This window comes from Stenotrophomonas geniculata, from assembly GCF_034508895.1.
Classification (GTDB): domain Bacteria; phylum Pseudomonadota; class Gammaproteobacteria; order Xanthomonadales; family Xanthomonadaceae; genus Stenotrophomonas; species Stenotrophomonas geniculata.
In genome coordinates this window covers 1384200-1405170 of the sequence record NZ_CP140571.1, presented here as the reverse complement: position 1 = coordinate 1405170, position 20971 = coordinate 1384200, and the positions used below count along the sequence as shown (strand labels likewise).

Below are 20971 nucleotides of genomic sequence, written 5' to 3'. Positions count from 1 at the left end.
TGCGTGTCGACCAAGGTCGACACCTACCGGTGGGTCGCGTTGCCAGGCATTGCCGCGGCAGCCCGGTGGGGCGCGTCGCCCGGCATTACCGCGCAGCGGTGGCCTGGCTGGCCAGCTGGCGCTTCACCCAGTCATCGATCAGGCGCTTCTCGTAGCGCAGCGGATCACTGTCGCTCTTCAGCCCCAGGTTGTGCAGGTAGCCGGTATCGCTGAGGCGCGCATCGCCCTCGCTGACGATACGGCCGCTGGCGTCCTTCAACGTGTACTGCAGGCTGATCCGCGGCGGGTAGATGTCGCGCATGATCCGGATGTCGCGGCCACGCGGGCCGTGCCACGGCTCGTAGTCACCGGCACGCTTGATGTCCACCAGGGTCACATCGAGGGTCTGCCCAGGCTGCAGCGGCTTGGCAGCGGTGGTCTGCAGGTAGCGGGCCAGCTGCTGTACCCAGTCACCGCGTTCGGCCTCGAAGCGGTTGGTGCTCTGGCGGATCTCGGTGAATTTGGCCGGATCCTCCCATTTCACGCTGACCGGGCCATCGGCCTGCAACGCGCGCGGCGCGTCCGCATCGGTCACGGTGCGCGGTGCAGCGTTGGCGCCGCCCGCCACCAGGGCGCCTGCCAGCAGGGCAATCGCGAGTGAGCGTTTCATGACGGTCTCCTGCGTCCCCGCGCTGGGGACGATGTTGATCACAGATCGAGTGTGATCCTGTGGCCGGGCCACCGCAATGGCCGATTGCGTCGTGCGCAAGGGTGGTTGCCGCCAATTCATCGACGTCAACCATGACTGACGGCGCTTGACGCTGTGAATACGCGCTTTGGAAGATGCTGTGCTTCCAATCCGGCCTGCACAGACGCCCCTTGTCCACACTGCCGCCCCTCGTGGAGCGCCCACCGATGATGGTGCCAGCGCCCGAACCCGACCTGCATCATGGCGTGCTTGAGCGCATCAACGCCGGTTTCTGCGTGATCCAGGTGCTGTTCGAGGGCGATCGCGCGGTGGACTACCGTTTCATCGAGGTCAACGATGCGTTCGAGCGCCACACCGGCCTGAAGGACGCGCGTGGCCAGCGCATGACGGCGCTGGAACCGGGCCACGAGCAGGACTGGTTCCGCATCTACGGCGAGGTCGCGCGCAGTGGCCGCCCCGCCCAGTTCGAGATGGAAGCGCGTGCGCTGGGCCGCTCGTTCGCGGTTGATGCGGTGCGCGTGGGCCGTCCGGGCGAAGACAAGGTCGGCATCCTGTTCTTCGACATCACCGCACGCAAGCAGATGGAAGTGGAGCTGGGCGAAAGCGAAGCCCGCTTCAGCGCACTGGCCGACGGCCTGCCGATGCCGGTGTGGGTGCTCGACGAGCGCGGCCATGCCCGTTTCGTCAACAGCGCTTTCAGTGAGTTCTTTGGCGGTGACGAAACACGCGTGCCGGAAGATGTCTGGCGCGGCCTGGTGCATCCGGACGATGCATCGGTGTTCGAGTACGAACTGCAGGAAGCACTGAAGGCGCAGCGGTCGATGCATGCGCTGGTGCGGGCCCGACGCGCCGATGGCGAGTGGCGTTGGCTGGAGATGAACGCACGCCCGCGTTTCTCACGGATGGGCCGCTTCATCGGCCTGGCCGGCAGCAGCCCGGACGTGACCGAACGCCGCGAGATCGAGCTGGCCCGCGAGGAGCTTCTGCAGTCCGAGCGTGCCGCGCGCAGTGCCGCCGAGAACATGGCGCGGTTGAAGGACGAGTTCCTGGCCACGCTGTCGCACGAGCTGCGCACGCCGCTTACCACCATCCTCGGTTGGAGCGAGCTGCTGCTGCAGCGCGTGGACAACACCAGCCCGCTGTACAAGGGCCTGAATGTGATCGCCAACAGCGCCGGTGCGCAGAAGCGGCTGATCTCGGACATGCTCGACCTCAGCAGCATGCTGCTGGGCAAGGTGCAGCTGGAGGTGGAGATACTGGACCTGCGCGACCTGCTGGGCGAAGCCATCGGTGCGCAGGAACTCGTCGCCGAAGGCAAGGCGCTGGACGTGAGCCTGCTGCTGCCGGAGCAGCCCAGCCTGGTGCTGGGCGATGCCACCCGCCTGCAGCAGGTGTTGTGGAACCTGCTGTCGAATGCGATCAAGTTCACCCCGGCCGAAGGCCGCATCGAGCTGCGGCTGCAGGCCGATGGCAACCACTGGGTGATCACCGTGCGTGACACCGGCGACGGCATCGCGCCCGAATTCCTCAATCATCTGTTCAGCCGCTTCCGCCAGGCCGATGGCACCACCACCCGACGCCATGGCGGCCTCGGCCTGGGCCTGGCGATCGTGCAGCAGCTGGTCGAACTGCATGGCGGTACCGTCACCGCCGCCAGCGAAGGCCATGGCCACGGCGCCACCTTCACCGTGCGCCTGCCGCAGCACATTCCCGATGCCGAGCGACGCCCGCTGCGCGAAGTGATCAGCGGGCCGATCCTGGAGCCGGTGATCGTCGAACCGTACCCGCTGCGTGGCATGCATGTGCTGGCAGTGGAAGACCAGCCGGAAGTGCTGGAGTACCTGCGGCGCATGCTGGAAGAGCAGGGCGCGAGTGTGTCGGCCGCCAGCTCGGCCGGTGAAGCGCTGGCGTTGCTGGCCGATACCGGGCATCTGCAGTACCACGTGATGCTGACCGACATCGGCATGCCGGGCATGGATGGCTATGGTCTGGTGCGCACGCTGCGCGAGGACATGGGCGTGGATGCGATGACCCTGCCGGCGGTTGCCGTGACCGCGCTGGCACGCGCCGATGACCGGCGCCGAGCGCTGGCGTCAGGCTTCCAGGAACATGTCGCCAAACCGTACTCGGTGGCACAGCTGGTGGCTGCGGTACGCAAGGTGCAGGTGCCACGCGCGGACAGCGCGCTGCACTGAGCATTCACGTCCGATCGGCGACCCTGCACGCAGGAGGTCGCCGATGTCCCGTATAGCTCCCCGCATCCATACCGATCCGGCGCAGATCGCGCGCCTGGAAGCCCTGTTGCCGCAGCTGGAAGGCGAAACGCAGGTGCAGCTGACCCTGCACGATGGTCGCCGCCTGCTCGGCACCGTGGCGGTGAAACCGACCGTGCAGCAGTACCGCAACGACGCCGGCGACGAAGGCAGCAACGGCCAGTTGCGCCTGGATGACTACGACACGCCGGTGCAGCAGCACCATGTGTGGCTGGACGAGATCGCCAGCGTCAACCGTCTGCCACCCAGGGCGCCTTGATCGGATGTAGAGCCGATCCCACGCTCGGCTGCGCCGTCGCCCGAGCGTGGGCTCGGGCGCTACCGGTGTGTCAGTGCTCGAACAAGGTCGGTGTCGCCTCGAACCGGCGCGCATAGGCGCGTTCTTCCGCCACCCGGGCCACCTCGTCATCGGCCAGGTCCGGTGCGCCGTACACCGCATAGGCCACGCTGCCGTCGGCGCCATGACCGACCTGGTGCAGCCGATAGCGCGAGTGGCCGCCGCCGGTGTCCTCGGGGTAATGCACGGGCGGATGGCTGCCTTCCAGGTCCATTTCACTGTTGTCGACCACGCCACCGACGAACAAGGCTCGCATGCAGGTTCTCCTGGGTTTCCGGGGGAGCCTCTACCCTGAACGTTTCAATGTTGCTGGCAGATCAAGGCCCCGTTCGGGTTTCGCAAAGCGGCATACCGGGGCCGGTCCGGCCAAGCCGGTACAATGGACGGCCCTCACGCTTGAAGTACCCGCGCCGATGGCCTCCAGCGACGACGCCCCCCTGCAGACCCTGTTCCTGCCGTTCTCCCAAGGCGACCTGCGCTGGCCGGAGGGCCCGGTGGCCTTCCTGCGTGCCCGCGACGGCTGGCCGCTCCGTGAAGCGGCCGGCAGCCGCGAGGTCCACTGCGAGCAGAGCTTCGCCCCGTTCGCGCAGCCGCTGCAGCAGGCCGCCGGCTGGACCGTCAGTGGCCAGCTGGATGATGTGGCCGGCAAGGGCCGTTACCCGCTGGTGCTGGTGCTGCCGCCGCGCCAGCGTGAAGAAGCCCGCGCGCTGTTTGCCCGTGCGCTGGCGCTGGTCGCCGACGGCGGCCGCATCGTTGCCTGCCAGTCCAACAACGAAGGTGCACGCTCGGGCGAGGGCGACCTCAAGCAACTGACCGGCCTCGGCGGCAGCCTGACCAAGAACCACTGCCGCGTGTACTGGACCGCCCCGATGCAGGGCCAGCACGACGCCGACCTGGCCAAGCGCTGGTCGGCACTGGATGCGGTGCGGCCGATCGTCGGCGGCCGTTTCCTCAGCCGCCCGGGCGTGTTCGCCTGGGACCGCATCGATCCGGCCTCGGCGCTGCTGGCCGAGCACCTGCCGGCCGACCTGGCCGGCCGCGCCGCCGACCTCGGTGCCGGCTACGGCTACCTGTCGCGCGAGCTGCTGGAGCGCTGCCCGAAGATCACCGCGCTGGACCTGTACGAAGCGGAGCAGCGCGCGTTGGCACTGGCCGAGCTGAACCTGGCACCGCCGCCGCGTCCGCTGCCGCTGCGCTTCCTGTGGCAGGACGTCACCGCCGGCATCGAGCCGGGCTACGACGTCATCATCAGCAATCCGCCATTCCACACGCCCTCGCGCGCCGATCGCCCGGACATCGGCCAGCGCTTCATCGCCGTGGCCGCGCAGGCGCTGCGCCCGGGCGGACGCCTGTACGTGGTGGCCAACCGCCACCTGCCGTACGAGTACACGCTCAACGAGAGCTTTGGCGCGGTGCGCGTGATCGCCGAGCGTGATGGCTTCAAGCTGGTGGAAGCGGTGAAGGGGAAGGGCAAGTGAAGCTGGTCAAGCACATCGCCAACCTGGGCTATGGCAGCCGCAAGCAGGTGCAGTGGATGTTCCGCGAAGGCCGCGTCACCGACGCCGACGGCGAGGTGCTGTATGCCGACGACCAGGTGCCGCACGAGGCGATCCGCGTCGACGGCGAGCCGCTGGACCCGCCGGTGGGCCTGTCGATCGCGCTGCACAAGCCGGCCGGCTACACCTGCTCGACCAAGGACACCGGCCGCCTGATCTACGACCTGCTGCCGCCGCGCTTCCGCGACCGCGATCCGGTGCTGTCCACAGTGGGCCGCCTCGACCGCGAGACCAGTGGCCTGCTGCTGCTGACCGACGACGGTGGCCTGCTGCACCGGATCATCTCGCCGAAGTCGAAGCTGCCGAAAGTCTATGAGGTCGAGTTGAGCGAGGACCTGCGCGGCGACGAGGTGGCGCTGTTCGCCAGCGGCACGCTGATGCTGGAGTCCGAGAAGACGCCCCTGCTGCCGGCTGAACTGGAAGTGGTGGATGCGCGTCGCGCGCGCCTGGTGCTGCATGAAGGCCGCTACCATCAGGTACGCCGCATGTTCGCCGCCACCGGCAACCACGTGCAGGCCCTGCACCGCAGCCGCGTCGGCGGGCTGGACCTGCAGGGGCTGGACGAAGGGCAATGGCGGCAGCTCACTTCCACCGACTTGGATACGCTGTTCGCTCCATGACCACCATCGCTGCGCTGCCGTTCCTCCCCGACGCCGTCATCTTCGACATGGACGGCCTGATGATCGACAGCGAGCGGGTCTCGCTGGCCTGTTGGAGCGAGGCCGCCGACGAATTCGGACTGGGCCTGGACGAGGCAGTGTTCCTGCGCATGGTCGGCCTCGGTGACCGCGACACGCACGCGCTGCTGCGTGCGCAGGGGATCGATGACAGCGTGATCGAGGCGGTGGCTGCACGCTGCCATGAGCTGTACGAAGCACGCACGCAGACCGGCCTGCCGCTGCGGCCGGGCATCCTGGAGCTGCTGGAGCTGTTGAAGGCGCACGCGGTACCGCGTGCGGTGGCAACCACCACGCGGCAGCCGCGGGCCAACCGCAAGCTGACGGCCGCTGGCCTGCTGCCGTACTTCGATGCGGTGATCACCAGTGGCGACGTGGCGCGGCCGAAGCCGGCGCCGGATATCTACCTGCTGGCCGCGCAGCGGCTGGGCCAGGCCCCGGAACGCTGCCTGGCGCTGGAAGACTCACCGGCCGGTACGCGCGCAGCATTGGCGGCCGGCATGACCGTGATCCAGGTGCCGGACCTGGTGCATCCTGATGAAGAGCTGCGCGCACTGGGCCACCGCATCGTGGGCTCGTTGGTGGACGCGCACGCATTGCTGGTGCCGTTGTTGCCGAAATAAGCGGTAGGTGCCGACCGTTGGCCGGCACTGAGCCGAGCATGGCTCGGCTCTGCATCTATTGGTGGGTGCCGACCGTTGGTCGGCACACCTGCCCCCATCACACCCGCCCGAACACCAGCGCGGCGTTGGTGCCACCGAAGCCGAAGCTGTTGGACATCACCGTATCCAGCTTCTGCTCGCGGCTTTCGCGCAGGATCGGGAAGCTCTCCACCTTCGGGTCCAGTTCGCCGATGTTGGCCGAACCGGCAACGAAGCCATCGCGCATCATCAGCAGGCAGTAGATCGCCTCGTGCACGCTGGCCGCACCCAGCGAATGGCCCGACAGCGCCTTGGTCGAGGACAGCGGCGGCACCGCATCGCCGAACACTTCGCGGATCGCATTGAGCTCGGTGACGTCGCCCAGCGGCGTGGAGGTGCCGTGGGTGTTGAGGTAGTCCAGCGGACGATCGACGCCCTGCAGCGCCATCTTCATGCAGCGCACCGCACCTTCGCCGGACGGGGCGACCATGTCGGCGCCGTCGGAGGTGACGCCATAGCCGATCAGTTCGGCGTGGATGTGTGCGCCGCGTGCAACGGCGTGGTCGTAGTCCTCCAGCACCAGCATGCCGCCGCCGCCGGCGATGACGAAGCCGTCGCGGTCCTTGTCGTACGGACGCGAGGCGCTGGCCGGGGTCTCGTTGAAGCTGGTCGACAGCGCGCCCATCGCATCGAACATCACACTCATCGACCAGTGCAGGTCTTCGCCACCACCGGCGAACATGATGTCCTGCGCGCCATGGCGGATCATGTCCGCGGCAGCGCCGATGCAGTGCGCCGAGGTCGCGCAGGCGGCCGACAGCGAATAGCTGACGCCCTTGATCTGGTAGGCCGTGGCCAGGCAGGCCGAAACGGTCGAGCACATCGTGCGCGGCACCATGTACGGGCCGACCTTGCGTACGCCACGTTCGCGCAGCAGGTCGACCGCGCCGATCTGCCACTCGCTGGAGCCGCCACCGGAACCGGCGATCAGGCCGGTACGCAGATTGCTGACCTGCTCGGCGCTGAGCCCGGCATCGGCGATGGCATCGCGCATGGCCAGATAGGCGAAGGCCGCCGCATCGCTCATGAAGCGCTTCTGCTTGCGGTCGATCAGCGCGTCCAGATCGAGGTCGACGCGGCCGCCGACCTGGCTGCGCAGGCCCGCTTCGGCGTGGTCGGCCAGGGCGGTGATGCCCGAGCGCCCTTCGCGCAGCGCAGCCGAAACGGTATCCAGATCATTGCCGAGGCAGGACGTGATGCCCATGCCAGTGATGACGACGCGACGCATCAGAAGCTCCCGGTTTCAGTGAACAGGCCGACGCGCAGGTCGCGCGCGCTGTAGATTTCGCGGTCATCCACGTACATGCGCGCGTCCGACTGGGCCATCACCAGCTTGCGGTTGATGACACGGCTGATATCGATCTCGTAGCGCACCAGCTTGGCGTCCGGCAGCACCTGGCCGGTGAACTTCACTTCGCCACAGCCCAGCGCGCGGCCCTTGCCGGGGGCGCCCAGCCAGGTCAGGAAGAAGCCGGTCAGCTGCCACATGGCATCCAGGCCCAGGCAGCCGGGCATCACCGGGTCGCCGATGAAGTGGCAGCCGAAGAACCACAGGTCCGGGCGGATATCCAGTTCGGCGCGTACCATGCCTTTGCCATGCGGTCCGCCGTCCTCGCGGATGTCGGTGATGCGGTCGAACATCAGCATCGGATCGTTGGGCAAACGGCCGGCGGCGGCGCCGAACAGTTCACCGCGTGCGCTGGCCAGCAGCTGTTCGCGGTTGAACGCGTGGAGACGGGTCATGAAGCACAATCCTGGAAGCGGGGAAACAGGGAAACAAGCGCTCGAGGATGCCCGTGGAAACTGCGCCGATCAAACATTTCAACCGTACGCAACCGTAGTGTTTTCAATGGAATACGCGCATCCTGTTGATGTGCAACGACCATACTTCGGCGTGTGGCCCGTCCGGCACGCCCCCGCCCTTTCCGCCTGACATGACCCGACTGCGCAAGATCATCCACGTCGACATGGACGCGTTCTACGCGTCGGTGGAGCAGCGCGACGATCCGTCACTGCGCGGCAAGCCGGTGGTTGTGGCATGGCGTGGCGCGCGTTCGGTGGTGTGCGCGGCCTCGTACGAGGCACGCGTGTTCGGCGTGCGTTCGGCGATGCCCGCCGTGCGTGCCGAGCGCCTGTGCCCGGATGCGATCTTCGTGCCGCCGGACTTCGCACGTTACAAGGCGGTGTCACAGCAGGTGCGCGCGATCTTCCTGCGGCATACCGACCTGGTCGAACCGTTGTCGCTGGACGAGGCCTACCTCGATGTGACCGAGCCGAAGAGCGGCATCGAACTGGCCACCGACATCGCCCGCACCATCCGCGCGCAGATCCGCGAGGAAACGAACCTGACTGCTTCAGCTGGCATCGCGCCAAACAAGTTCCTGGCCAAGATCGCCTCGGACTGGCGCAAACCTGATGGCCAGTTCGTGATCCCCCCGCAGCGGGTGGACGCGTTCCTGCAGCCGTTGCCAGTGAACCGGGTGCCCGGCGTCGGCAAGGTGATGGAAGGAAAACTTGCCGCGCGCGGCATCGTCACCTGCGGCGATCTGCGGCAGTGGGCGCTGATCGACCTGGAAGAAGCATTCGGCAGCTTCGGCCGCAGCCTGTACAACCGTGCACGCGGCATCGACGAGCGGCCGGTGGAGCCGGACCAGCAGGTGCAGTCGATTTCCTCGGAGGACACCTTCGCCGAAGACCTGCCGCTGGAAGACCTGGGCGAAGCGATCGTGCAGCTGGCGGAGAAGACCTGGAAGGCCACGCGCAAGACCGAACGCGTCGGCCACACCGTGGTGCTGAAACTGAAGACCGCGCAGTTCCGCATCCTCACCCGCAGCTTCACCCCGGAGCGCCCACCGGAATCGATGGAAGAACTGCGCGACATCGCACTGGCCCTGCGCGCCCGCGTCGACCTGCCGGCGGAGACCCGTTACCGTTTGGTCGGCGTCGGGCTCGGCGGCTTCCGCGAGAAGGAGCCGGTGGTGCAGGGGGAATTGTTCGAGCACGACATGAACAAACCCACAGATACCTAATCATCAAACAGTGGGGTCAGAGCCCGTTGCGCAGCAACGGGCTCTGACCCCGTGCCGACCAACGGTCGGCACCCACCATCAGCAGCAGGTTCCGACAGATAGCGGGAAACTGTCGAAGGCGGGGTGGGTCCGGTTGCGGGGGCGTGAGCCGCATGGATGCGGCGACCGAGCTTACATGGACGTACTTGCAGCGCCCCCCGCAACCGGACCCACCCCGCCAACCCTCAGGAGACCAGCTTTTGCTGTTGCTTCGGCTGTTGCCGTTGCATTGAGCAGGTGCAGGGCGCAGCCCTGCAAAAGAAAACTCCCTACCTCATGGCCACTGCATCTCGCCCTTGGCCACCTTCGCACTCAGCTCCAGCGATGCGACGCCATCCAGCTTCGGGTAGCGCGACTGCATTGCTTTCACCAGTGCCGCACTGTCCTTGGCCTTCGCCGCCTCGGCATCGAACGCGCGGATGTAATCTGCGGTGAAGCGCAGCGCACTCGAATCCAGTGCGGCACCCGGTGCGTAATGCCCCGGTACCACTACTTTCGGCTTCAACGCCTGCAACCGCTGCAGGGTCTGCAGCCAGTCGGTGTGCGACTTCGGCGTCTGCGTGTCGGCCATCCACACGTGCTCGCCCGCCACCACCGGAATGCCACCGACGATCGCACGCAGCGACGGCACCCACAGCACCGTGCGGTCCGGGGTCGGTCCGTCCAGGCCGATCAGCGGCAGGCGCTGGCCTTCCAGCTGCAGGGCATCGCCATCCAGCACCTGCGGCACCACGATGCGGGCCGGCACGTCGGCACCCATCTTCGGGCCCCAGTAGGCCAGCTTGCCGGCCTGTGTCTGCTGGATGTGGGCAACGGTCTGCGCGGTAGCGACGATGCGCGCCTTCGGGAACGCATCCTGCAGCGTGGCCAGGCCGAAGTAGTAGTCCGGATCGCCGTGGCTGATGTAGATCGTGGTCAGCTGCTTGCCGCTGGCGCGGATCAGCTCGACCAGCTTGCGCGCGTCGCTGGCACCGAACTGCGCATTGACCAGGATCGCGTCGTGGCGGCCTTCGATCAGCACCGAGGACACCGAGAACATTGCCTGCGGACCGGGATGGAAGGTCTGCAGGTGCAGCTGGGATTTCGTTGCCGTGGCCGGCACCGGGGTGGCCGATGCGGCCATCAGCGGCGCACTGGTGAAGCTGGCGGCCAGGGCGAGGGGAAGCAGCAGGGCAGCGGTACGCATGGGAATTCCTTGTGTAGAGCCGGGCCAATGCCCGGCTGCATATTCGCGTAGAGCCGAGCGTGGGCTTGGCTCTACAAGGGGCGTAGCTGGATCAGTACGCGGCGGTGATGATCTGCTTCGGGTACTGGTGCGCTTCCAGCTCGGCGACGAACGCCGCGCCATAGTCGGCGTAGCTGATGCGGCTGTGGCCGCTGGTATCGGCCAGGAACGCTTTGGGCTGCACGCGGTACTGGCCGCGCTCTTCGCCCGGGCCGATTTCTGCGGCCGGCGAGAAGAAGGTCCAGTCCAGGTCGTCCACTGCCTGCAGGCGGTTGAACGCCTCGCGATGGGCCAGCGCGTACGGCTTGTAGGCCTCCGGGAAGTCGGGGGTATCGACCAGCTGCACGCCGGGCGCGACTTCCAGGCTACCGGCACCACCGACCACCACCAGGCGCGGTACACCGGCCTTGCGTGCGGCGGCGGCCAGCTGCGCGGCGACCTCGCCCACACGGCCGATGTCATCGCCGGGGCGCGGGCCATAGGCACTGGCCAGCACGTCGTGGCCGGCAATGGCGGCGACCAGCGCATCCAGGTCGTCCAGCGAGGCGACCACCGGATGCGCACCGGCCAGTTCAGCCGGAAGGTCCTGCGCGCTGCGCACGATGACAGTGAGTTCGTGGCCGCGGGCCAGCGCGTGGCGGGCGATCTGGCGGCCGATGTTGCCGGTGGAACCAACGAGGGCGATTTTCATGGCAGGACTCCGTGGGGTGGTGTGGGGTGGGAATGGGGCCACTCTAGGCTGCTGCAGTTGATCGAAAAACAGCGTATAACGCGCTTGTTTGTTGCATGAATCGAGCAGATGGACCGACTGACCGCCATGACCGTGTTCGTCGAGGTCGCCGAGCGCGGCAGCCTCACCGCCGCTGCCGAGGTGCTGGACATGTCGCGGGCGATGGTCACCCGCTACCTGGCCGAGGTTGAAGGGTGGCTGGGTGCGCGCCTGCTGCACCGGACCACGCGCCGGATCAGCCTGACCGGCCCCGGCGAGGCGGCGCTGGCGCGCTTCCGGCAGATGTTGGCGATCGGCGAAGAACTGCAGGGCGAGCTGGCCAGTGATGATCCCGAGCCGCACGGAACGCTGCGGGTGACCGCCAGCGTCTCATTCGGGCAGAGTCACCTGGCACGGGCCGTGGCCGGCTTCGTTGCGCGCCATCCGGCGGCACGCATCGAGCTGCTGCTGGTCGACCGCACGGTGAACCTGGTGGAAGAGCGGGTGGACCTGGCCGTGCGCATCGCGCGCCAGATCGACCCCAGCCTGATCGCACGGCGCCTGGCCACCTGCCGCTCGGTGTTGTGCGCGACGCCGTCCTACCTGCAGGCGCGTGGCACGCCGACCGCCCCCGAGCACCTGGCCGCGCACAACTGCCTGACCCACCATTACGTCGGTAAAAGCCTGTGGCAGCTGCACCGCGATGGACGTTCGCTGTCGGTGGCGGTGGGCGGCAACATCAGCGCGAACGAGGCCTCGCTGCTGCTGGAGGCGGTGCGGGCCGGTGCCGGTATCGCCATGCTGCCGACCTACCAGGTGGCGCCGCTGCTGCGCAGTGGCGAGCTGATCGAACTGCTGCCCGAATTCAGCCTGGACGAACTCGGCATTCATGCCGTGTACGCGTCACGGCGCCAGCAGCCCGCTATCATGCGGCGATTCCTGGATTTCCTGGGCGAGTGTTTCGCCAGCCCGGCCTTCCAGGATCTGGATTGGCGCCCACCGGGCAAGGAGAACACATGAACCATGGACAGGCCTTGATCGACCACAACCGTGCTGCCTGGGACCGCCAGGCCAGCGAAGTGCGCGAATGGTCGCGCCCGGTGGAAAGTTCAACGATTGCCGCCGCGCGCGAAGGCCGCTGGCAGGTGCACCTGACGCCCCGCGCGCTGCCGCTGGACTGGATGGGTGATGTGCGCGGCCGTCGCATCCTGTGCCTGGCCTCGGGCGGTGGCCAGCAGGCACCGGTGCTGGCCGCTGCGGGCGCTGACGTCACCGTGTTCGACCTGTCCGACGGGCAGCTGGAACAGGACCGCAGGGTCGCTGCGCGCGATGGCCTGCAGCTGCGCACCGTGCAGGGTGACATGCGCGATCTGCACGTGTTCGCCAACGACAGTTTCGACGTGGTGTTCCACCCGATCTCGAACCTGTACGTGCCTGACGTGCGCCCGGTGTGGACCGAATGCCGCCGTGTGCTGGCACGCGATGGCATGCTGATGGCCAGCTTCTACAACCCGGTGCTGTTCGTCGGTGCGCGCGATCCGCAGCTGGATGCACAGGGCCTGATCCGGCCGCAGTACGCCATTCCCTATTCGGACCTGGAAGACCTGCCGCCAGCCGAGCGCGAGGCGAAGCTGGCACGGGGCGATGCACTGACCTTCGGCCACAGCCTGACCGAACTGATCGGTGGCCAGCTGGATGCCGGCTTCATCATCGATCGCTTCATGGAGGACTGGCAGCCGCAGCCGCGTTTCCTGATCGACCGTTACCTGCCCACGTTCCTGGCTACCCGCGCGCGCCGGATCGGCTGAGGCGGATCGGTGCAAAAACCAGCGGCGTACAATGGACGGCCCCACGTCATGCAGGTGCCGTCCCTTGTCGTATCCGTATCCACTGGTCGTGTTCGACCTTGATGGCACGCTGGTCAACAGCGCAGCTGATATCGCCGAAGCGCTGAACCGCACGCTGGAGGGCATCGGTGTGTCACGCGTACCGGAAGCCACGGTGCTGGGCTGGATCGGCGACGGTGTGCGCCGCCTGGTCGAACAGGCCGTGCATGCCACCGGCCGCGAAGTCGACCTGGCCGAGGTCATGCCGGTCTTCATGGTGCACTACCGCGAATGCCTGCTGCGCAGCCCGCGCCTGTTCGATGGCGTGGGTGAAGCGCTGGCGCAACTGCGTGCACGCAACGTGCCGCTGGCGATCTGCACCAACAAGCCCGAAGCGCTGGTGCCACCGCTGCTGCAGCACCTGGGCATCGGTGATGCGTTCGCGCTGATACTGGGCGGCGATTCGCTGCCGCAGCGCAAGCCCAGTGGCGAACCGCTGCGACACATCGCTGCGCACTTCGGGCTGCCGGTGGATGCCTGCCTGATGGTGGGTGATTCGTTGACCGACTACCGCGCCGCCGAAGATGCAGGCATGCCGATCGCGCTGGTGCGTTACGGCTACCCGCGCGGCCTGGACATGGCCACCGCGCATGCCGTGGCGGTGATCGACGATCTGCGTGAATTGCCGGGGTTGGCCGCCGGCGTCCCGGTGTAGAGCCGAGCCCATGCTCGGCTGCTTTGCTGCCTGAGCCGAGCATGGGCTCGGCTCTACAGAGAAAGCGCCGGGAATGCCCGGCGCGTTTCCTCATTTCGGCTGGTAACGCACGCTCAACTGGTACTCACGGCCCGGCTGGTTGAACCACGCCACCGTCTCATACCTGCGGTCGAAAACGTTGGCGGCACGCGCCAGCAGCGACCACTCCGGTGTCAGCGCGTACTCGGTGCGCAGGTCCAGCGTGCCGTAGCCGCCAACCTTCACCGAGTTGCTGGCGTTGTCAAAGCGCTTGCCCGCGCCCTGTACGGTCAGGCCGGCGCGGAAATCGCCGAAGCGACGGTCAATGTCCAGGCGCGCAGTCTGCTGTGCACGGCGCGGCAGCCAGTTGTCAAACTGGGTGCTGCCGTGGGTGCGGTTGCGCGGGTCGGTGTAGCTCAGCTGCGCGTTGATGTCGAAGCCGGCCAGCAGCACGCCACCGGTCAGCTCGGCACCACGGATGCGCGCCTTCTCCACCTGCTGCATTTTCATCGTGGACGCATCGTAGGTGATCAGGTCATCGATGCGGGTTTCGTACACATCCATGCCCCAGTGCCAGCCCTGGCCCTGCTGCGAAACGCCGAGGTTGGCGCTCTTGGACTTCTCCGGATTCAACGTCGGCACGCCGCTCCACGGGTCGTACAGGTCGCTGAAGGTCGGTGCCTTGAACGCGGTGCCGTAGCTGGCGTTGACGCGCAGGCCGTGGCCCAGTTCCATCGCCCAGCCAACGCTGCCGGTGGCGTGGTTGCCGAACTGCTGGTTGTCGTCGTTGCGGGCGCTGGCCTGCAGTTGGTGGCGGCCGAAGCGGCCCTGGTACTGCACGAACACGCCGGTGTTGCGGCGGCTGTCGACGAGATACCCGGCGCTGCTGCCGTCCAGATTGTCTTCGCTCCAGTCCACGCCGGCACTCAGCAGCTGGCCCTCGGCCACACCGAAGTCACCCTGCAGCGAGGCGCTGTCACGATGGGTCTGCGCGCTGCCAAACACCCCCGGTGCGCCGAAGTTGTCGGATTCATTGTCGCTGCGGCCGACGTTGGCGGTGAACGCCAGGCGCTCCGACGGGGTGTAGCGCACCTTGCCGGCCAGCACCTGCTGGCGGGTCTCGGAGTAGTTGTAGTAGCCGTCGTAATGGTTCTTGCCATCGGCGCGCAGTGCGCTGCCTTCCACGTTCCACTGGTCGTTGAAGCTGTAACCGCCGCGCAGGCTCTTGGACAGGTTGCGGTAGCCGTCGCGGTCGTGCTCGTCGGCAAAGCAGCCCGCGGTGAACACCGAGGAAGAACCGCGGCAGGCATCGATGCCGTCGGAATGCTGGTAGGCGATGTCGGCACCGAACCAGCCGCGCTCAGTGCCGCCACCAATGCCGCCGCTGGCTTCGCGCAGCCCGTTGCTGCCGCCGCCGAGCTGGAAGTGCGGAGCGAAATCGCCCTGGTTGCGACGGGTGAAGATCTGGATCACGCCACCGATGGCGTCGGCACCGTACAGACTGGACTGCGGGCCGCGAACGATTTCGACGCGCTCGATCTGCGCCAGCGGCAGGTCCTGGTACATGGCCAGGCCGAGGTCGGCACTGTTGATGCGCACGCCGTCGACCAGCACCACGGTGTGGCCCGAGTTGGTGCCGCGCAGGAACAGCGAGCTCTGCTTGCCGAGGCCGCCGGCATTGGTCAGGTTGATGCCGGCGCGGCCGCGCAGCAGCTCCTGCAGCGAGGTGGCCTGGCTGGATTCGATCTGCGCGCGGTCGATCACCTGCGCCGGCGCGATACTGTCCTGCAGCGCGATCGGGGTGCGGGTGGCAGTGACCAGGATCTGGTCGAGCGCAGTGGTGTCATCGGCGGCCTGGGCCAGCGCGGGCAGGGTGGCCAGCACGGCCAGGGACAGCATTCGGGACTGCAGCTTCATGGGGGACTCCAGGTGCCACGCACGCCCGCGTGGCGAAGGGGAGGAGCCGCGAAGGCAGGCATGCGCCGACGCCGCAGCGCAGGCTGCGGTCATCCAGCGCCATGCCCACCGCATCGCGACCTGAGGCTTCCGGGCCGGTCTCCGGGCTTGCCGCCGGGTGGCCTGGGGCCACCGTCCAGGCGCCTTCCCATGCCTGCGGCACAGTGGCGGTGTTGCCTGGAACTGACGTGCTTACCGTTGCGGGGGCAGCGCCGGCCTGGCGTGGAATCACGCGTCACCGGCTTCCCGTTTCAACCTGCCGGCCACGGCCGCAGGTCACCTGGAAGTGCGCGCAGTCTACGGCATCGCAGGCGGCCCGTAGCGCCGCGCGTGCTCGACTGCCTTTGCCGTGCCTTTAGAATGGCCCCTTGATCCCGTGGTGCCGTTGCCGATGTCCGCCTGTTTTCCGCTGTTCCCGCGTCGCCTGTACAGGACGCGCGCATGATCCTCGACCTGGTCCGCCATGCCGGCAACGGTCGCGATGAGTTCCTCGATGGCCGCAGCGATCCACCGCAGCTGGCCCGCCTGCCGCAGGAACTGGTCGACGCCTACGCCGCGCAGCCCTGGGAGCGGGTGATCAGTTCGCCACGGCTGCGCTCGCTGCACACGGCGATGGCCCTGGCCACCCCGCGTGGGCTGGACGTGGAAGCGGACGAGGAATGGGAAGAGCTGGATTTCGGCGATTGGGACGGGCAGTCGCTGTTCGACCTGCCGGAGGATGCACTGGCGGCCTTCCACGCCGATCCGCATGCATTCCCGCCGCCCAACGGCGAAAGCTGGGGCCACTTTGAACGGCGCATCGCGCGCGCGCTCGATCGCCTGCTCGATGAGGACGATCCGGTGCCGACGCTGGTGGTCAGCCATGGTGGCCCGCTGCGCATGGTGCTGTCGCAGGTCTGCGGCCTGCCAATGTCGTTGTGCTGGGCCCTGCGCATCGACCACGGCACGCGGCTGCGGGTGTGGCTGGAACGCGGTGAGGTCGGGCTGGTGGGCGAGCTGCTGGAGCTGCAGCAGCCCTGATCTGCTCTTGTAGAGCCGAGCCATGCTCGGCTGCATTTCGATCAGAAAAGCCAGCCGAGCGTGGGCTCGGCGCTACAGAAGGGCGCGGCTCAATCCTCGTCCGCGCCCTCGGCAACGCTGTCTTCAGCGTCATCGTCGGCATCGAAGCGCTGCTCATGTACCGGGCCCGACGCCGGGCCGGCCGCCTTCAGCGGATGCGCGGCGATGCGCGCTTCATAGTCCTGCACCAGCGCATCGCGCTGCGGCTCGCTCAGTTCCTGCCAGTGGCAGTCCAGCAGCGCGCCTTCCAGGGAATACAGCAGGTTCAGGCTGGGCTTGAAGCCCGCGCGCTTGACCTTGACGAAGGCGCCCACGGCACCGATCGCAACCAGGTCTTCGCGGCTGCGCAGGCCGACCTGGCGCAGCCACGCGGCACTTTTCGGGCCGATGTTGCGCAGCTTCGGTGCGCTCATCCCAGCGCCTCGACGAACACGCGGGCGATGGCTTCCAGGCCGGCCTGGTCGTCGGCATCGAAGCGTCCGACCTTCGGGCTGTCGATATCGAACACGCCGATCAGTTCATCACCGCGCAGCAGCGGCACCACCAGCTCCGAACGCGAGGCAGAATCGCAGGCGATGTGGCCGGGGAAGGCATCGACGTCGTCCACGCGCTGGGTCACGCGCTGGCTGGCGGCGGCACCACACACGCCCTTGTCCAGCGGAATGCGCACGCAGGCCGGCAGGCCCTGGAACGGGCCGACCACCAGCTCCTTGCCGTCGTACAGGTAGAAGCCCACCCAGTTCAGGTCGGGCAGGGCGTGGTAGACCAGTGCCGAGAGGTTGGCCGCGTTGGCGATGCGGTCGGACTCGGCGTAGACCAGGCCACGGGCCTGTTCCAGCAGCTGGGCGTATTGTTCCGGCTTGCTGCCGGTGAGCGAGGCATTGGCGAACATGCCTGCAGTCTAGCAAGCGCGCCGGGCCGGCGATAATGCACGCACTGTTGCCCTGTTGGAGCCCATCGATGCCGTTGCCCGCTACGCTGCCGCCCGCCCTGTTCGTTACCGGCACCGACACCGAAATCGGCAAGACCGCGGCCAGCACCGCGCTGCTGCATGCACTGCGCCAGCGTGGCCTGCGCGCGGTGGGCATGAAGCCCGTGGCCAGCGGCAGCGAGGATCTGGGGCAGGGCCTGCGCAACGAGGACGCGCTGGCGCTGCAGGCGGCCAGCTGGCCGGTGCCGGACTATGCCGACCTGAATCCCTATGCGCTGCGGCAGCCGCTGGCACCGGAGCTGGCCGCTGCCGAGGACGGCGTGCAGGTGGCGCTGGCGCCGATCGTGGCCGCGTTCGAACGCCTGCGCGCGAAGGCCGATATCGTCGTGGTGGAGGGTGTTGGCGGTTGGCTGGCGCCGGTCTCGGCCACGCTGGATCAGCTCGACCTGGTGCGCGCGCTGAAGTTGCCGGTGCTGCTGGTGGTGGGCATGCGGCTGGGCTGCGTCAACCACGCGCGATTGACCGCGCAGTCGCTGCAGGCCAGCGGCGTGGAGTGCCTGGGCTGGATCGGCAACCACATCGACCCGGCGATGCAGCGGCAGGATGAAAACTTCGCCACGCTGCGGCAGCGCCTGCCGATGCCGTGCTGGGGGCGGCTGCCGCATCTTCCGGGGGCGGATGGCCAGATCCTGAGCACGCACCTGCTCGATTGACCTGCTTCCTGTAGAGCCTAGCCCATGCTCGGCTCAGCGGGGACCATTGGCGAAGGGCAGCCGAGCGTAGGCCCGGCTCTACAGGAGCTGACGCGCCGCCAGCTCCCGCGCAATCGCACCCAGCCGCTCCACCGCGCCGATGAAGCGCGCATCCAGCGTCTGGCAGCACGACAGCCGCAGGCAATGCCGGTAGCGCGCGCCGCGCGAATACACCTGGCCGGGCATGAACACGATATCCTCCTGCAGTGCACGCTCGAACAGCTCGCGCGTATCCACGCCCGGCAGTTCCAGCCACAGCAGGAACCCGCCCTGTGGTTCGGTGGCGCGGGTACCGGGCGGGAAATGTTCGGCCACCAGCTGGCGCAGCCGCCCCACCTGTTCGCGATACAGACGACGCATGCGATGCAGGTGGTGCTCGTAGCTGCCCGCTTCCAGATAGGCCGCCACCGCGTCGCCAAGCAGCTGCGGCTCGCCACCGGTGGACTGGAATTTCAGCAGCGCAATGCGCTCGGCGAAGCGGCCGCCATCCAGCCAGCCGATGCGGTAATCCGGCGCCAGCGTCTTGGAGAAACCACCGACCACCATCACCCAGCCGTCGCGATCAAAGGCCTTCAGCAAGGGCGCCGGCGGTTCGCAGAACTGCAGCTCGGCATACACCGCATCTTCGATCAGTGGCAGCTGGCGCGCGTTGACCAGTTCTGCCAGGCGTTGCTTGGCCACTGTCGGCATGGTGCAGCCCAGCGGGTTGTGCACGGTCGGCATCACCACCAGTGCGGCCAGCGGCGTGTGCTCGAGCAGCGCATCCAGCGCATCCACGTCGAGCCCGTGCTGCGGGTGGGTGGGCAGTTCGATGGCCTGCAGGCCCAGGTTGGCCAACAACGGGTAGAGGTTGAAGTAGGACGGCGCCTCGATGCCCACCGCATCACCTGGCTGGGTGACTGCACGCAACGCCAGCTGCAGCGCTTCCATTGCACCGTGGGTCAGCAGCAGGCGCTCGGCGTGGGTGTGCAGGCCCATGCGCGGACCACGGCGCACGATCTGCGCCAGCAGCCGCGGCGAACCATTCGGGCGCGCGTAGGTCTCCACCGTCTGCTGGCCATGGCGCAGTACCTGCGCGGTGTGCCTGGCCAACTGCGCGCCGGGGTAGAACTGGCGACCGCGCGGGCCGGCGAAGGCCAGGTCGATCACGCCCGGGCGGCGCTGTGCTTCCAGCACGCGGGCCATCAGTACCTGCTGCAGTGGTGCGGTGGGCGCGGACGGGGTGTCACGCAGCGAACGTTCCGGCACCGACAGTCGTGGCGCCACCTCGAAACCGGCCTTGGGCCGCGGAATCACCAGGCCGGCATCTTCCAGCTGGCGATAGGCGGCAATCACCGTGTTCAGGCTGAGCCTGCGCTGCAGGGCCATCTGCCGCAGCGAGGGCAGGCGGCTGCCTACTGGAAGCCGGCCGCCGTGGATGGCCTCGGCCAGTTCGTCGGACAGCCGTTGGTAGCGGGGTGGGATCATCGCGCTCTGGTCATCTGTATCCATCGAATTTCCCGCCATCTGGTGCTGTACCCATGATGATGGCGAGACTAGCATGTCGTTGTCGGCCGGGCCTGATCGGGGCGCGGCCGATACTTCCCAAGCGCACGGCTGGATGGCCGTGCGTCTTTTTTTTTGTGTGTAGAGCCGAGCCCATGCTCGGCTGTACCTCCGCCAACGGCAGCCGAGCATGGGCTCGGCTCTACAGAAGAGCAGCGCCGAGCATCGATCAGCCCTAGGGGAAATGCCGTCAGCGCATCGGCACCAGCGCCGCATCGCGCCGGTACAACGCCGGGAACTGCTTGCCCAGCGCGGCCAGCTTCGGTGCGTCGTAGTAGCGGATGTAGGCCGCCTGCGGGTAGTTCGTCATGTAGTTCTGGTGGTAGCTCTCGGCCGGGTAGAAGTGCTGGCCGCTGACCAGCTGGGTGACGATCGGCGCGCGGTAGCTGCCGGTCTGGCCGAGCTGGGCAATGTAGGCGCGGCTGGCAGCCTGCTGGCGTGCGTCGTCAGTGAAAATCGCCGATCGGTACTGGCTGCCGTGGTCCGGCCCCTGGCGGTTGAGCTGGGTCGGGTCGTGCACTACCGAGAAGAACACCTGCATCAGCTGCCCGTAGCTGACCTGGCGCGGGTCGTAGTCGATTTTCACCGCTTCTGCGTGACCGGTACGTCCGCTACTGACGCGCTCGTAGCGTGCATCGGCGCCGCTGCCACCGATGTAGCCGGACACCGCATTGCTCACGCCTTTGACGTGCTGGAACACACCCTGCACGCCCCAGAAGCAACCACCGGCGAACACCACGCTGGCGTGGGGGGCGTCATCGCGGAACGCGGCGTCGCCCGTGGGTGCCGGTAGTGCCTGGGTCTGCGCGCTGGCTTCGAGCGGTGCCGCGATGGCGCCGTGGTCAACGAGTAGCACACCGGCGATCAATGCCGTGGCCACCAGACCTGCAACACCGGCGGCGATGCCCTGTTCAAAGGAGAGTTTCATCGTGTCC

The 20971-nt window shown here is 67.6% G+C and carries 22 protein-coding genes and 1 riboswitch; of the genes, 11 read left to right on the top strand and 11 right to left on the bottom strand.

Going from position 1 to position 20971, the window contains the following annotated elements; genetic code table 11:
• Positions 1-85 precede the first annotated feature (85 nt).
• The gene (locus tag RI032_RS06620) at positions 86-649 is read right to left on the bottom strand and encodes a DUF3016 domain-containing protein (RefSeq protein ID WP_010484117.1); all 564 of its coding nucleotides are present in this window, start codon (positions 647-649) and stop codon (positions 86-88) included.
• A 245-nt stretch (positions 650-894) separates the two neighbouring features.
• On the opposite strand from RI032_RS06620, the gene RI032_RS06615 reads away from it, so the two are divergent.
• On the top strand, positions 895-2883 hold the full coding sequence (locus RI032_RS06615; RefSeq protein WP_126559672.1) for a hybrid sensor histidine kinase/response regulator: 1989 nt from the start codon (positions 895-897) through the stop codon (positions 2881-2883).
• Positions 2884-2926: 43 nt separating this feature from the next.
• Entirely contained in the window at positions 2927-3220 is a 294-nt protein-coding gene (locus RI032_RS06610) for a DUF3247 family protein (protein ID WP_010484115.1), read from the top strand.
• A gap of 70 nt (positions 3221-3290) precedes the next feature.
• Here RI032_RS06610 and RI032_RS06605 read toward each other — a convergent pair whose 3' ends face one another.
• The gene (locus RI032_RS06605) at positions 3291-3554 is read right to left on the bottom strand and encodes a hypothetical protein (protein ID WP_005407925.1); all 264 of its coding nucleotides are present in this window, start codon (positions 3552-3554) and stop codon (positions 3291-3293) included.
• 157 nt (positions 3555-3711) lie between these two features.
• On the opposite strand from RI032_RS06605, the gene RI032_RS06600 reads away from it, so the two are divergent.
• From RI032_RS06600 to RI032_RS06590, 3 genes are read left to right on the top strand one after another with little or no spacing between them, the layout of a single operon-like run.
• Complete coding sequence (locus RI032_RS06600; RefSeq protein ID WP_197657386.1) at positions 3712-4776, top strand: methyltransferase; 1065 nt, start codon at positions 3712-3714, stop codon at positions 4774-4776.
• Positions 4773-5474, top strand: coding sequence for a pseudouridine synthase (locus RI032_RS06595; RefSeq protein WP_134958089.1), 702 nt, complete (start codon positions 4773-4775; stop codon positions 5472-5474). Before RI032_RS06600 ends, RI032_RS06595 begins: the two co-directional genes overlap by 4 nt.
• Positions 5471-6154, top strand: a complete 684-nt coding sequence (locus RI032_RS06590; protein WP_197657385.1) for an HAD-IA family hydrolase — start codon at positions 5471-5473, stop codon at positions 6152-6154. The genes RI032_RS06595 and RI032_RS06590 overlap by 4 nt, the downstream gene beginning before the upstream one ends.
• Before the next feature lie 97 nt (positions 6155-6251).
• Here the strand turns inward: RI032_RS06590 and fabB are convergent, their stop codons facing one another.
• Both fabB and fabA read right to left on the bottom strand, forming a co-directional pair.
• Positions 6252-7460 carry a beta-ketoacyl-ACP synthase I gene (gene fabB / locus RI032_RS06585; RefSeq protein WP_049410445.1) on the bottom strand — a complete coding sequence of 403 codons (1209 nt, stop codon included), beginning with the start codon at positions 7458-7460 and terminating at the stop codon, positions 6252-6254.
• Entirely contained in the window at positions 7460-7975 is a 516-nt protein-coding gene (gene fabA, locus RI032_RS06580) for a 3-hydroxyacyl-[acyl-carrier-protein] dehydratase FabA (protein ID WP_010484110.1), read from the bottom strand. The genes fabB and fabA overlap by 1 nt, the downstream gene beginning before the upstream one ends.
• Before the next feature lie 191 nt (positions 7976-8166).
• On the opposite strand from fabA, the gene dinB reads away from it, so the two are divergent.
• Complete coding sequence (gene dinB / locus RI032_RS06575; protein WP_043398884.1) at positions 8167-9261, top strand: DNA polymerase IV; 1095 nt, start codon at positions 8167-8169, stop codon at positions 9259-9261.
• A 313-nt stretch (positions 9262-9574) separates the two neighbouring features.
• Here the strand turns inward: dinB and RI032_RS06570 are convergent, their stop codons facing one another.
• Positions 9575-10486 (bottom strand): MBL fold metallo-hydrolase, encoded by a 912-nt coding sequence (locus RI032_RS06570; protein WP_053442471.1) that lies wholly within the window; start codon positions 10484-10486, stop codon positions 9575-9577.
• 91 nt (positions 10487-10577) lie between these two features.
• Positions 10578-11216 (bottom strand): NAD(P)-dependent oxidoreductase, encoded by a 639-nt coding sequence (locus RI032_RS06565; RefSeq protein ID WP_019337999.1) that lies wholly within the window; start codon positions 11214-11216, stop codon positions 10578-10580.
• A gap of 108 nt (positions 11217-11324) precedes the next feature.
• Between RI032_RS06565 and RI032_RS06560 the strand changes: the two genes are divergently transcribed.
• The 3 genes from RI032_RS06560 to gph all read left to right on the top strand — a co-directional run bounded on the left by RI032_RS06560 (position 11325) and on the right by gph (position 13775).
• A complete protein-coding gene (locus tag RI032_RS06560) occupies positions 11325-12254 on the top strand; it encodes a LysR family transcriptional regulator (RefSeq protein ID WP_010484105.1) in 930 nt (309 codons plus the stop codon).
• Entirely contained in the window at positions 12251-13042 is a 792-nt protein-coding gene (locus tag RI032_RS06555) for a class I SAM-dependent methyltransferase (RefSeq protein ID WP_019338001.1), read from the top strand. Before RI032_RS06560 ends, RI032_RS06555 begins: the two co-directional genes overlap by 4 nt.
• Positions 13043-13106: 64 nt before the next feature.
• Positions 13107-13775 (top strand): phosphoglycolate phosphatase, encoded by a 669-nt coding sequence (gene gph / locus RI032_RS06550; protein WP_322548021.1) that lies wholly within the window; start codon positions 13107-13109, stop codon positions 13773-13775.
• Between the two features lie 90 nt (positions 13776-13865).
• Here gph and btuB read toward each other — a convergent pair whose 3' ends face one another.
• Entirely contained in the window at positions 13866-15710 is a 1845-nt protein-coding gene (gene btuB / locus RI032_RS06545) for a TonB-dependent vitamin B12 receptor (protein ID WP_057503354.1), read from the bottom strand.
• A gap of 115 nt (positions 15711-15825) precedes the next feature.
• A riboswitch (cobalamin riboswitch) is annotated at positions 15826-16048 on the bottom strand.
• Positions 16049-16190: 142 nt separating this feature from the next.
• Between btuB and RI032_RS06540 the strand changes: the two genes are divergently transcribed.
• Complete coding sequence (locus tag RI032_RS06540; RefSeq protein ID WP_049453290.1) at positions 16191-16769, top strand: histidine phosphatase family protein; 579 nt, start codon at positions 16191-16193, stop codon at positions 16767-16769.
• An 89-nt stretch (positions 16770-16858) separates the two neighbouring features.
• Here the strand turns inward: RI032_RS06540 and RI032_RS06535 are convergent, their stop codons facing one another.
• Positions 16859-17221 carry a TfoX/Sxy family protein gene (locus RI032_RS06535; RefSeq protein ID WP_049453288.1) on the bottom strand — a complete coding sequence of 121 codons (363 nt, stop codon included), beginning with the start codon at positions 17219-17221 and terminating at the stop codon, positions 16859-16861.
• Positions 17218-17700: a GAF domain-containing protein gene (locus RI032_RS06530; protein ID WP_004140850.1), complete on the bottom strand. Its 483-nt coding sequence runs from the start codon at positions 17698-17700 to the stop codon at positions 17218-17220. Before RI032_RS06530 ends, RI032_RS06535 begins: the two co-directional genes overlap by 4 nt.
• A gap of 68 nt (positions 17701-17768) precedes the next feature.
• Between RI032_RS06530 and bioD the strand changes: the two genes are divergently transcribed.
• The gene (gene bioD, locus RI032_RS06525) at positions 17769-18452 is read left to right on the top strand and encodes a dethiobiotin synthase (RefSeq protein ID WP_049453286.1); all 684 of its coding nucleotides are present in this window, start codon (positions 17769-17771) and stop codon (positions 18450-18452) included.
• A gap of 78 nt (positions 18453-18530) precedes the next feature.
• Here bioD and RI032_RS06520 read toward each other — a convergent pair whose 3' ends face one another.
• Complete coding sequence (locus RI032_RS06520; RefSeq protein ID WP_057503353.1) at positions 18531-19982, bottom strand: aminotransferase-like domain-containing protein; 1452 nt, start codon at positions 19980-19982, stop codon at positions 18531-18533.
• Between the two features lie 244 nt (positions 19983-20226).
• A complete protein-coding gene (gene msrA / locus RI032_RS06515) occupies positions 20227-20964 on the bottom strand; it encodes a peptide-methionine (S)-S-oxide reductase MsrA (protein ID WP_010484097.1) in 738 nt (245 codons plus the stop codon).
• Positions 20965-20971: the final 7 nt, after the last annotated feature.